The organism is Mesorhizobium sp. L103C131B0 (assembly GCF_000502275.1).
GTDB lineage: Bacteria > Pseudomonadota > Alphaproteobacteria > Rhizobiales > Rhizobiaceae > Mesorhizobium.
In genome coordinates this window covers 662,043-674,741 of the sequence record NZ_AYXC01000002.1, presented here as the reverse complement: position 1 = coordinate 674,741, position 12,699 = coordinate 662,043, and the positions used below count along the sequence as shown (strand labels likewise).

Sequence of the window (12,699 nt, the reverse complement as noted above, 5' to 3'; positions counted from 1 at the left end):
TTTGGGGATAGCTGGGGACAAAACGCTCACTTGATGAAAAACTTGAAATGAATTTCATGAGAGCTCACGTCCGTGAAAAAATCAAGCGAATTTTCATGTACACACAAGATTTGCTTGCGCGATTTTGGCGGTTCATGCAAAGGCTCTGGCACGAGCGGCGGGTGTGGGAATGCGGGTCGGCGACCAAGGATTGAAATCTGCGCAAGGTCTTTTCCTATAGCCGGTTCGGCTTTCGAAGTGTGCGCAAAGGGACGGCCCATGCTGGAAAAAAACGGCCTGGCAGCGCATAACGCGGCTGTTGTCGACGAGGCGATCATCTCGCGCCGTTCGGTGCGCGCCTTCCTGCCCGACATGGTCGATGACGAGACGATCCGAGCCATTCTTGGCGTCGCCGCGCGCGCGCCTTCGGGCACCAATATGCAGCCCTGGCGGGTCTATGTCGTCAAGGGCGAGGTCAAGCAGCAGATCACCGATGCCATCCTGAATTCCGGTATCCGCGCCGAAAAGGCCGATTGGGACGAGTATCGCTATTACCCCACCCAGTTCTTCGAGCCGTATCTCACCCGCCGCCGCGCCAACGGTTTCGGGCTCTATGGGGCACTCGGCATCGGCCGCCGCGAGGTCGACAAGATGCGCGCCCAGCACGACCGCAACTTCGTCTTCTTCGACGCGCCGGTCGGCATGATCTTCACCATCGACCGGCGGCTGAACCAGGGCTCGTGGATCGACTACGGAATGTTCCTGCAGAACATCATGGTGGCGGCGCGAGGCAGGGGCCTGCACACCTGCCCGCAGGCCGCCTTCGCGCCCTATCACCGGCAGATCCGGCCGGTGCTCAACATCCCCGACGAGGAGATCGTCGTCTGCGGCATGGCGCTCGGCCTCGAGGATACGTCGAAACCCGAAAACGACTTCCGCACCGACCGCGTGCCGCTGGAAGAGTGGGTGACGTTCAGCGGCTAGGCCTCGGCTACCGGGGCCTTATTCCACGTTCATCTGCGCGCCATGGCCGCTGACATGGGCACCGTCCTGCGGTGTCAGTCTGAGATAGGCGATCAGCGCGCACAACGTGATGACGCCCTCGACCACGAACAGGATGCGGAAATCGTTGGTCACCGCCGGCCTGCCGCCAGCCAGGAACGACAACAGCGCCGCCGCCAGGCCGACGCTGATCGCCACCCCCAACTGCCACAGTATGTAGTAGAGCGCGCTGAAGCGGGCGAGCTGGTCGGGCGCGATGTCGGAATAGGCGAGATTGCCGGTCGAAGCCCACTGCGCCGAGCGCAGGACGCCGAAGGCAAAGATATAGACGAGCACGATCCAGACCGGCGTTGTCGCCTCAATCAAGGCGAAGCCCGCTACCATGGCAGCAACGATCGGCGTGTTGACGACCAGCACGCGGCGAAAGCCGAAACGGTTGAGCAGGCGCGGCATGAACACACGCATGATCAGCGAGCCGATTGCGGCGACGAAAGTCAGCGATCCCGCCTGCACCGCGCTCATGCCGAAGCCGAGCTGGAACATCAGCGGCAAAAGGAAAACGACCGAGCTCAGGCCGATCGTGTCCAGCCCACCACCGGTGAGGAATGAGATGCGAAAGGTGCGGATGCGCAGGAGTTTCAGGTCAAGCAAGGGGTTGCGGGCGCGCAGGCAGTAGAAGGAGGCAAGCGTCAGGATGACGATCGCCAGCGTCAGCTCGGCCGCGACCATGCTGCCGGCGGCGTCTTTGGCCGCAAGCGAATCCATGCCGAAGACCAGCAGGACCATGCCGCTGCCGACCAGCAGGAAGCCCGGGAAATCGAACGGCGTGCGCACCGGTTTGGTAACGGCCGGAAACAGCGACGCGGCAAGAACGGCCGCGGCCAGCGCGAACGGCACGTTGATGAAGAAGATCCAGCGCCAGGAAATGTAGGTCGTCAGCGCGCCGCCGACCAGCGGGCCGACCAGCGGTCCGGACTGGCCGGCCAGCGAAATATACATGTTGATCTTCAGCGTGCGGCTGCGCGGGAAGGTCGACAGGATGACGACCTGGCCGAGCGTCCCCATCAAGGCGCCGCCGAAGCCTTGCAGCGCGCGGGCGCCGACCAGCGTCCAGATGTCGTTGGACAATCCGCACAGCGCCGATGACGCGGCGAACACCAGCAAGGCGAAGCAGTAAACGTTGCGCAGGCCGAAGCGGTCGGCGGCCCAGCCGCCGAGCGGCATCGAGATGATCAGGCTGGCGACATAGACGGTGATCAACAGGCCGAGCTGGCTCGGCGGCCGGCCGAGGCTGTCGCTGATGCCGGGCAGGGCGGTGACCACGACATTCTGGTCGAGGCTGGTCATGAACACGCCGCAGGCGACCGTGAGCGGCAGCAGGAGCAAGGCTCTGGCGGACACATCGGCGCGATCCGTGGCGCCGGCGGATAGTTCTGCGGTCATGGGGATGTTCGAACCAAATGACGATCCCGACTCTGAGACGGGATCTTTTTAATCCCCTGGGCCGGTTAGGCCACTTTCCCCACCATGGGCTTCCATTGGAGCATTCTCTAGCGGCAGAACCCGGCTGGCCTTGAGGCCAGAACGGCTGTCGGCCCTACTGAACCTCGTAGCCGACCTCCTCGCTGGCATGGCAGAGCGCCTTCCAGAACGAGCGGGCGAAGGAGCGGAAGACATAGATATCGAACTGGTCGGCGCCGGTGCGCTGGATCTGCGCAAAGACGTCGTGATGGGTGGTCGAACGGCCGGCGCCTATGGGGAAGGCAGGCAGGGCGAAGTCGATGGCGAAGAATTTCGCCAGCACCCATTCGGCCTTAGGGCCGGCGATGCGGATAGCGGTGCGGCCATGCGACAGGTCGGTGATCGTGCCGATTGCCGGGGTTACGTCCCCGGCAAAACTCGCCGCCAGGCCCTCGGCCTCGTCGACGACTGTGAATTTTCCAGGCGCGAAACCGAACACGGCCTTGCCGTCCTTGGCGAGACCGCCGCCGGCGCCATCGGGCAAATCGAGGCCGGTGACCTTGCCGATCACGTCGATCAGTTGCTTTTCCGCGCCCGGCCACGCGGCCAGCTGCAGGATCGAGCCCGGCCGGGTCTCGGTCAGGATGACTTCAACGCCATGCTCGAAATTGCCGTGCGAACCCGGATGGGACACCGGCTCGAGCGGCGAGAGGCGCTCGGGTGATTGGCGTTCGGGTGATTGGCGCTCAGCCATGCATGCGGCTCCCGTCCGGGTCGTAGAAATGGTTGGAGACGATCTCGACCGGCCCGAACCGCTTGCGCAGCGGATCGGAGACGAATGCCCGGGTGCCATGGCGCGCCTTGCCGCCCTCGACCAAAGCCAGCGCGATGTGCTTGCCCAGCGCCGGCGAGTAGCAGCAGGCGGTGATATGGCCGATGGAGTCGTGCGGATTGGCTTCGTCCAGTTCCTCGACGAGGTGGGCTCCGCCATTGAACGGCCGATTGTCGAGCGAGACCAGGCCGACCAGCTGCAGCCGCTCGGGCGCGATCAGGCCTTCGCGGTCCATCATCGCCGAGCCGATGAACGGCTTCTTCTTCGACAGCATCCAGTCGAGATGCAGGTCGCGCGCCGTAGTGCGCCCGTCGATCTCCGCGCCGGTGACATGGCCCTTTTCGATGCGCATCGTGCCCAACGCCTCCAGCCCGTAGGTGACCAGGCCGAACGGCTTGCCGGCTTCGATAAGGGCTTCCCAGACATGGGTGCCGTAGCCGGCGCCGCAATAGACCTCGAAGGCCATTTCTCCGGAGAAGGACAGCCGGCAAATCATCACCGGCACGCCTGATATCTCGCCGCGCACGATGCCCATGAACGGCAGGGCTGTGTTGTCGACCGCGGTGCCGGTGACACAGGCGGCGAGGATGGCCCGCGCCTTCGGCCCGCCGATGGCCGCGCCCGCCCATTCGTCGGTTACCGAGGTGACGTGCACTTTGAGCTCCGGCCAGATGACGTCGAGGAAATATTCCAGATGCTGCATCACCTTGCCGGCGTTGGCCGTGGTGGTCGTCATCAGGAAATCCTGTTCGCCGAGCCGCCATGTGGTGCCGTCGTCGAAGGCCAGCCCGTCCTCGCGCAGCATCAGGCCGTAGCGGGCCTTGCCGACGGGGAGGGTGGAAAACATGTTGGTGTAGACCCGGTCGAGGAATTCGCCCGCATCCGGCCCCTGAACGGCGATCTTGCCCAGCGTCGAGACGTCGACGATGCCGGCGCTTTCGCGCGTCGCCCTGGCTTCACGGACATAGGCCTGCTCGACCGTCTCGCCGGCAAGGCCGTAGATCATTGGTCGATACCAGAGGCCAGCGGAATACATCGTTGCGCCATTGGCGAGGTGCCAGTCATGCATGGGCGTCAGGCGCTCGGGTTTCAGATCGCCGAAGCGTTCGGCGGCAAGCGAGCCGATCGACACCGCGGAATAGGGCGGGCGGAAGCGCGTCGTTCCGACTTCGGGGATCGGTTTGCCCAACGCCTCGGCCATGATGGCGAGGCCCGGAACGTTGGAGTTCTTGCCCTGGTCGGTCGCCATGCCGAGCGTGGTGTAGCGCTTCAGATGCTCGACGGAGACAAAACCTTCGCGATGCGCCAGCCGCACGTCCTCGGCGGTGACATCATGCTGGAAGTCGACGAAGCTTTTGCCTTTCGCCTTGATCTCGAACACCGGAGCCGGATCTGGGTTTCCCGGGGCTGCTTCGACATCCGGCAAGGCTGCCGGCGCAGCCGCTCCGCCCGCTGCGGACAAGCCGGCTGCGCGGCCCTCAGTGATTGCTTCGATGGTCGAGAAGCTTCCGTTGAAAGCACCCGCACCAATCCATTGCTGATTTGGCCAGCGCTGTTGCGTTTGCTTTGGCGGCAGGAAGGCCTGGCGCGCAGGATTCCACTCGGCTCTCGCGCCAGCCTGGCTGGCGAGGTGGATGGTCGGCGACCAGCCGCCCGACATCAGCAGGCTATCGGCGTGGATGCTGCGGGCGTCACCGCTGAGCGCGCCCGAGGTCATGTCGAAGCGCTGCACCTTGAGGCCGGAGAGCGCCTTGCCGCCTTCGGTGGCGACCACGGCATGGCCGGAGAGGATTTCGGCTTCGGCCTCGGTGGCGAGGCTGCGCATTTCGGCCGAAAGCTCGGGGCGCACATCGACGATGGCGACAATAGCCGCCCCGGCCTTCCTCAGCGCCAGCGCCGAGCGATAGGCGCTGTCATTGTTGGTGAACAGCGCGATCCTGTCGCCGGGCAGCACGCCATAATCGTTAGCATAGCGCTCGGCGGCATGCGCCAGCATGACGCCCGGCCGGTCATTGCCGGGGAACACAAGCGGCCGCTCGAAAGAGCCGGTGGCCAGCACCACCGTCTTGGCGCGGATCGCCCAGTAGCGATGGCGCGGCTCGCCCTTGCCGGGCGTTTCCTTGTGGTCGGTGACGCGCTCGAGCGCGGCTAGCGTGTTGCCGTCGTAATAGCCCCACACCGTGGTGCGCGGCAGCAGGCGGACCGTGTCATGTCCTTCGAGCTGGCTGACGGCGCGCGCCGCCCAGTCGGCGGCCGGCGCGCCGTCGATGGCCTCGCCGGACCAGTTGGCCGAGCCGCCGAAACGCGGCTCGAGTTCGGCCAGGATGACGCGCGCGCCCTGGTCGGCAGCGGCCTTGGCGGCTGACAGGCCGGCCGGGCCGGAGCCGACCACCAGCACGTCGCAAAACGCGTTCATGCGCTCGTAGCGCGAGGTGTCGGCGGCAATACCGGCGCGGCCCAGGCCGGCGGCGCGGCGGATGAAATGCTCGCAGAACATCCAGAATCTGGTGCCCTTCAGCGGGCCGAAGACCGGACCCATGAAGGTCTTGTAGTAGAAGCCGGCGGCCAGGAGCTTGCCGCCGAGCTGGTTGATGGCGTTGACGTCCCAGGCGAGCGAGGGAAAGCGGTTCTGGCTGACGGCCACCAGCCCGTCATAGATCTCGACCATGGTTGCGGCGATGTTGGGCTCGCGCACTTCGCCGCGCAGCACCGTCACCAGCGCGTTCGGTTCCTCGACGCCGGCCGAGAGCAGGCCGCGCGGGCGGTGGTATTTGAATGAGCGGCCGAAAAGCGTGACGCCGTTAGCAAGCAGCGCCGAGGCCAGCGTGTCGCCGGCATGGCCGGTGTAGGGCGTGCCGTCGAAGGTGAAGCGGATGGTGCGCAGCCGGTCGACGCGGCCGCCAGTCTCGGTGCGGCGCGGGCTCACGACTTGCCTCCGGCTTTGTGCCGGGCGGCGGCATTGTGGTCGCCGCGGGCGAAACCGGTGCTGGAAATCTCATGCGTGACCGTGTTGCGCACCATCCTCAGATGGGTGCGGCAGCCGCCCGAATGCTGCCAGATCTCATTGTGGTCGCCGGCCGGGTTCAGCCGATCGTAGACATAGGCGTTCCAGGCGTCGAGGTCCTGCGAGTTGGGCTGCGGGCGCTCGCGGTTGCCGTCGCCCTGATAGGTGAACTCGATGACGTCGCGCGGGCCGCAATAGGGACAAGTGATAAGCATTTGTTTGAACCCTAATGCAGCCGGGGCGTTGCGCCCTGGCCCTTGTCGTCAATCACTAGGCCGCGATAAAAACGGTCGAGCGTGAACGGCGCGTTGAACGCGTGCGGTTCGTCCTTGGCGATGGTGTATGCGAAGCACCAGCCCGAGGCCGGCGTCGCCTTGAAGCCGCCATAGCACCAGCCGCAGTTGAGATACATGCCGGGCAGCGGGCCGGTGGTGATGATCGGCGAACCGTCCATTGACATGTCGCAGACGCCGCCCCAGGAGCGCAGCATGCGTACACGCGCAAGGCCGGGAAACAGCGCCAGCATCTCGCTCATCACCTCATCGACGATGGGCAGGTTGCCGCGCTGAGCGTAGCTGTTGTAGCCGTCGATGTCACCGCCGTAGACGAGGCCGCCCTTGTCGGACTGCGACATGTAGAAATGACCCATGCCGAAGGTCAGCACCGTGTCGACGAAAGGTTTCAGCGATTCGGTGACGAAGGCCTGCAGCACATGGCTCTCGATCGGCATCCTGTCGATGCCGGCAAGCTGCATCACCCGTCCGGTGCTGCCGGCAACGGCCACGGCGACTTTCTTGCCGCGGATCTCTCCGCGCGTCGTCTGCACGCCGGTGATGCGGTCGCCGTCGCGCAGGAAGCCGGTGACCTCGCAATTCTCGACGATGTCGACGCCGCGTCGGTCGGCGCCGCGGGCATAGCCCCAGGCAACCGCATCGTGACGGGCGGTGCCGGCGCGCGGCTGCATCAGGCCGCCGACGATGGGAAAGCGCGCGGAGGCCGACATGTCCAGCGCCGGGACCAGGCGCGCGATCTCGGCGGTGCTCATCAGCTCGGCATCGACGCCGAGATGGCGCATGGCGTTGCCGCGCCTTGCCAGGTCGTCGAACTGGCCCGGCGTGTGAGCCAGATTCAGGCAGCCGCGCTGCGAGAACATGACGTTGTAGTTGAGGTCGTGCGAAAGGTTCTCCCACATCTTCATCGAATGTTCGTAGAAGCGGGTGTTGGACGGCAAAAGGTAGTTGGAGCGCACCGCCGTGGTGTTACGGCCGACATTGCCGGAACCCAGCCAGCCCTTTTCCAGCACCGCGACATTGGTGATGCCGTGCTCCTTGGCCAGATAGTAGGCCGTCGACAGGCCGTGGCCGCCGCCACCGATGATGATGACGTCATAGGAAGCCTTGGGGTCGGGCTTGCGCCAGGCCGGCTTCCAGTCCTTGTTTCCCTTGAGCGCGTTCGTGAGAAGCGAAAGGGCTGAATATTCCGCCATTCTTCATGTCATCCCTAGAGCATGATGCCGAAAAGTGTGAAGCGGTTTTCGGACGACATCATGCTCTATATCTTTGATTTTTAGAGCCGGATGATTTCATGTCCAACAGACCTGAAGCCATCCGGCTCGGGTGCGATGCGGCAGACTATAGAGCAGGCGGCGTGCGCAAAGCCAAGATTGCGCCATGGCTTTTCGACTGGCCGACTCCCGCAAGGCGCCCAACTGTCATGACTTCGCCACGACTTGCCCCACGGGATGAGCGTCTCTATCAAGGACCGCTTTAGAAGCGGCCTTTGCCGCCCTTTGAGTCGCCACCATTATGTCTTTTCGCTTCTTTCGCCTGATCTTGGTCCTCGCGCTCGTTGCCTTGGCGCCGCATTCGTTCGGCGCGATGGCGCAGGGGCTTGGCCAGGCGCCTGCCGGGCTGGTCGCCGACCAGCAGAAAATCCTGCAGGGTTTGACGACGAAAACCGACGCTCTGGAGAAGAAGGTCCAGGAGGACGGCGTCGACGACACCACCCTTGTCGAGATCCGCCTGCAGTTGGAAGAGCTGTCGCGCGCTGCGCTGAACAGCGCGCTGGCGTTTCGTTCGCGGCTGGGAGAGATCAATTCGAGGCTCGAGCAGCTTGGCGCCCCGCCGGCTGCCGGACAGCCCCCTGAACCGGACATCGTGACCGGCGAGCGCCAGGCGCTGGCGTCGGAAAAGGCGGAGATCAACGCCGTCATCGCCGGGGCGCAGAACCTGTCGATTCGCATCAATTCGCTGATCGAGAAGATCGGTAATATGCGCAGCGAGCTGTTTCGCAGCGGCCTAACCAAGCGCTATGTGCTGTCCGATGCACTGAGCCCCCAGGTGTTTTCCGACGCAAGGGACGAATACGCCAACTTCTACAGGGCGGTGTCATCGTGGCTGAGCTTTGCCTTCAAGTTCAAGTTCCAGGCGATGCTCGCGGCGACCCTCATGGCGCTTGCTTTGGCGGTGGTGCTTCTGGTCGGTGGGCGCCGCCTGTTTGGGCGCATCTTCGAGCCCGACGCGTCGGTTGAAGATCCGACATATCTCAGTCGCCTGTCGGTGGCGTTCTGGTCGACTTTGCTGCCGACGCTGGCGGTCAGCGCCTTCCTCGCCTCGACGGTGTTCCTGTACAACTACTACAATGTGCTGCGCGGCGACATAGGCGTTTTCCTCAACGCGCTGGCAGCCGTCATCGCCATAGTGTTCTGTGTCAACCGCCTGACCAATGCGGCTCTGTCGCCCAGCATGCCGAACTGGCGCCTGATCCAGGTCGAGACCGGCCCGGCGCGTTGGCTGGTGCGGCTGACGACGGCCATGGCAGTCGTCATCGGCATCAACAATTTCCTGTCGATCGTCAACGACAAGATGGGCTCGCCCCTGTCGCTGACGGTGGCCAGGAGTTTTGTCGCCACCGTCATCGTGGGCGTCATCCTGATCCTTATGGCGCTGCTGAAGCCTTACAAGGACGCCGACGGGCGCTGGCGCCCCTGGCCGGCCTGGCTGCGCTACACCTGTGTCGCGCTCGGCCTGTTCACGATTGCGGCGGCACTGTTCGGCTATATCGGTCTTGCCATCTTCGTCTCGTTGCAGGTCGTGGTCACCGGCACCATCCTGCTCACCGCCTATATCGGCTTCCTGTCGGCGCGCGAGATCGGCGAGGAGGGTGGTTTCGCCGGCACGTCCATCGGGCGCTGGCTGAAGACCAATTCCAGCTATGAGGACACCGCGCTCGACCAACTCGGCCTCGTCGTCAGCGTCGCCATCAACCTGATGATCGTGCTGGTGTTCCTGCCGCTGATCCTGTTGATGTGGGGCTTCCAGCCCGGCGATATCCAGGCCTGGGGCTATAAATTGGCGACAGGCGTCACCGTCGGTTCGGTGACGATTTCGGTCACCGGCATCCTCACCGGCATCGTCGTTTTCATCATCGGCTATTTCCTGACCCGCTGGTTCCAGGGCTGGCTCGACGGCTCGGTAATGGCGCGCGGCAAGGTCGATACCGGCGTGCGCAACTCGATCCGGCTGGCGGTCGGCTATGCCGGCGTCGCGCTCGCTGGGCTCGTCGGCATCTCGGCGGCGGGCATCGATCTCTCCAACCTGGCGCTTGTTGCCGGCGCACTTTCGCTGGGTATCGGCTTTGGCCTGCAGAATGTCGTGTCCAACTTCGTGTCCGGCCTGATCCTGCTCGCCGAGCGGCCGTTCAAGGTCGGCGACTGGATCGTCGCCGGCGACACATCAGGCACGGTCAAGAAGATCAGCGTGCGCGCCACCGAAATCGAGACCTTCCAGCGGCAATCGGTGATCCTGCCCAATTCGAACCTCATCAACAACGCCGTCGGCAACTGGACGCACCGCAACAAGCTCGGACGTGTGGAGATCAAGGTCGGGGTCGCATATGGCAGCGACGTCAAGCGGGTACACGCGGTCCTGCTTGAGATTGCGCGCGGCCATGCGCTGGTGCTGAAGAACCCGGAACCCTTCGTCCTGTTCACCAATTTCGGGCCGGCAGCACTCGAGTTCGAGATCCGCGTGTTCCTGGCCGATGTGCTGAACGGCGCCATCGTTCAGAACGATATCCGCTTTGCCGTTCTCGATGCTTTTGACGCCGAGCACATAGAAATCCCCTCGACGCCGCGCGCCGAGGTCAAGGTCAAGCAGACCGACGCATGGCCGATCGACGACGACAAGATCGAGGTCGAGTTCGCCGAGAAGGAGCAGGCGGAGGCCAGAGCCGCCGCCGAGGCGAAGCGGCTGGCCAAAACTGGTCGCAAGGCCCGCAAACCCGATCCCAGCTAAGGCCCCAAGCTCCTCCCAAACCAATTGCGGCATGAATGCGGCATTCAGTTGCGGTTCAGCTTGCATCTCCTATAAGCTCACATGCAAAGGCGAGAATGCCTTGCGAAATGCAACAGAGGCGGTGTGGAAACACCGATATTGCAAAATGTGGAAGTCGCTCGTCGTCGCCATCGCTCTTACCGCAGCGAGTGGCTCGGCCTTTGCCGCCAGCGCGGTCAACAAGGATGCTGAGACCCGTACGCTGATCGTGACGGAAGGCGGCGGCAAGACGGAGCTGGCGCTGGCCGCCGGCGAAACCGTGGAATTCTGCCCGAACGGCTGTTTCGTCACCTTGCCCAATGGTGACCTCGAGGCCCTGACCGGCTCGGAAACGGTCGAAATCTCAGGTGGCGTTGCCCGCATCAAGTAAAGTCGGCAAGCANCTCGAGGCCCTGACCGGCTCGGAAACGGTCGAAATCTCAGGTGGCGTTGCCCGCATCAAGTAAAGTCGGCAAGCAGATGTAGTAAAGGCCGGGCAATGCCCGGCCTTTTATTGTTCGCGGTAGCGATTGCTTAACAATGACGCGGGAAATATCGTGGCGCCTACCGGCTGCAACCGTGCGTTTTAACGTTCAATACGCCGTTCCGCCGCTATACCGGTGCGAAGACGCCGAAACACGGCGCAACCGGTTATGAATAGGGCAGAACGGACATGGATGCGCGGTCGGACAAGAACGCAATCCCGCTTGCGGTCGACCTCGACGGCACGCTGATTGCGACCGATCTTCTTTGGGAAGGCCTGTTCATCCTGCTCAAGAAGAATCCGCTCTATGTTTTCCTGGTCCCGTACTGGCTGGCCGCCGGCCCGGCGCGGCTGAAACAAGCCATCGCCGACCGCATCGATATCGATCCGGCCTCGCTGCCCTATCGCGAAGCGCTGCTGCAGCGGCTGCTCGCCGACCATAGCGACGGACGCAAGATCGTGCTGGCGACCGGTACGCCACGCAAGTTCGCCGAGGCGATCGCGGCGCATCTGGGCGTCTTCGACTATGTGCTGGCGACCGACGGTCCCCACAACATGACCTCGGGCCGCAAGCGCGACGCGCTCATCGCCGCCTATGGCGACGGCGGTTTCGACTATGCCGGCAACAGCCGGCACGACGTCAAGGTTTTCGGAGCCGCACGCAAGGCCATCGTCGTGGCGCCCGACCGCCATGCGAAGCGCTGGCAGGCCGCGCATAGCGCCGAAAGGATGCCGGCGCCGAAAAGGACATTGAAGACATTCGTCAAGATGCTGCGCGTGCATCAGTGGCTGAAGAATTCGCTGATCGCGGTGCCGATGGTGCTGTCGCATGAATACTTCAACATCAACATGATCTGGCAATGCCTGCTGGCGTTCGTCTCCTTCAGCGCCGTGGCTTCCGCCATCTACATTCTCAACGATTTCTTCGACCTTGCGCTCGACCGCAAGCATCCGACCAAACGCAACCGACCTTTCGCCAGCGGCGCTTTGTCGATCCCGTTCGGTCTCGGCGCGATGGCGGTGCTGCTGGCGATCGGCATTGCCGCCGGGCTTCTGTTGCCGATCGAGTTCCTGGGCGTGCTCGCCGGCTATCTGGTGGTGACCACAGCCTATTCGCTGTCGTTCAAGCGCATGCTCCTGGCCGACGTACTGACGCTGGCGGGGCTATACACTGTGCGTGTGCTGGCAGGTGCTGCGGCGACCGGGGTCGAAGTCTCGTTCTGGCTGCTCGCCTTCTCGATTTTCTTCTTCCTGTCGCTGGCGCTGGTGAAGCGCTATGTCGAACTGCGCACCACAGCCATTCCGGTGGGCGAGCGCATTGCCGGCCGCGGCTACCGCATCGAAGACCAGGAGATCGTCGCCCAGGCAGGAATGGCGTCGGCCTTCTCCTCGGCGCTGGTGCTGGCGCTGTACATGGACAGCGTCGCGGTACGCGAACTCTATCCGCATCCCTGGCTGGTCTGGCCGCTGGCGCCGATCGTGCTGTATTTGACCATGCGGGTCTGGATCCTGGCGCGCCGCAACGAGATGAATGACGATCCGGTCATCTTCATCATTCGCGACTGGCGAAGCCAGATCGTCGTGGTGATCGGCGCCGCCCTTCTGGTCGCGGGAGGCTGGTAGG

General features: G+C 63.8%; 9 protein-coding genes. 4 read left to right on the top strand and 5 right to left on the bottom strand.

The genetic code is table 11. From position 1 onward, the window contains the following. Nucleotides 1-258 precede the first annotated feature (258 nt). The gene (locus X730_RS158090) at nt 259-963 is read left to right on the top strand and encodes a nitroreductase (RefSeq protein WP_023670762.1); all 705 of its coding nucleotides are present in this window, start codon (nt 259-261) and stop codon (nt 961-963) included. A gap of 18 nt (nt 964-981) precedes the next feature. Here X730_RS158090 and X730_RS158095 read toward each other — a convergent pair whose 3' ends face one another. The 5 genes from X730_RS158095 to X730_RS158110 form a co-directional block, all read right to left on the bottom strand. Next, nucleotides 982-2,424, bottom strand: coding sequence for an MFS transporter (locus X730_RS158095; protein ID WP_023825782.1), 1,443 nt, complete (start codon nt 2,422-2,424; stop codon nt 982-984). 154 nt (nt 2,425-2,578) lie between these two features. Continuing rightward, entirely contained in the window at nt 2,579-3,196 is a 618-nt protein-coding gene (locus X730_RS0133290; protein ID WP_050588071.1) for a sarcosine oxidase subunit gamma, read from the bottom strand. Further along, a complete protein-coding gene (locus X730_RS158100) occupies nt 3,189-6,200 on the bottom strand; it encodes a sarcosine oxidase subunit alpha (protein WP_023825780.1) in 3,012 nt (1,003 codons plus the stop codon). The genes X730_RS0133290 and X730_RS158100 overlap by 8 nt, the downstream gene beginning before the upstream one ends. Continuing rightward, on the bottom strand, nt 6,197-6,493 hold the full coding sequence (locus X730_RS158105; RefSeq protein WP_023670367.1) for a sarcosine oxidase subunit delta: 297 nt from the start codon (nt 6,491-6,493) through the stop codon (nt 6,197-6,199). Before X730_RS158105 ends, X730_RS158100 begins: the two co-directional genes overlap by 4 nt. Before the next feature lie 11 nt (nt 6,494-6,504). After that, nucleotides 6,505-7,764 (bottom strand): sarcosine oxidase subunit beta family protein, encoded by a 1,260-nt coding sequence (locus tag X730_RS158110; RefSeq protein ID WP_023670368.1) that lies wholly within the window; start codon nt 7,762-7,764, stop codon nt 6,505-6,507. A gap of 319 nt (nt 7,765-8,083) precedes the next feature. Here X730_RS158110 and X730_RS158115 point away from each other — a divergent pair, with 319 nt between their 5' ends. The 3 genes from X730_RS158115 to X730_RS158125 all read left to right on the top strand — a co-directional run bounded on the left by X730_RS158115 (nt 8,084) and on the right by X730_RS158125 (nt 12,698). Continuing rightward, nucleotides 8,084-10,573, top strand: a complete 2,490-nt coding sequence (locus tag X730_RS158115; RefSeq protein WP_023670369.1) for a mechanosensitive ion channel family protein — start codon at nt 8,084-8,086, stop codon at nt 10,571-10,573. A gap of 145 nt (nt 10,574-10,718) precedes the next feature. Further along, nucleotides 10,719-10,982 carry a hypothetical protein gene (locus tag X730_RS158120; RefSeq protein ID WP_023670370.1) on the top strand — a complete coding sequence of 88 codons (264 nt, stop codon included), beginning with the start codon at nt 10,719-10,721 and terminating at the stop codon, nt 10,980-10,982. A 282-nt stretch (nt 10,983-11,264) separates the two neighbouring features. Then, the gene (locus X730_RS158125) at nt 11,265-12,698 is read left to right on the top strand and encodes a UbiA family prenyltransferase (protein ID WP_023681796.1); all 1,434 of its coding nucleotides are present in this window, start codon (nt 11,265-11,267) and stop codon (nt 12,696-12,698) included. Nucleotide 12,699: the final 1 nt, after the last annotated feature.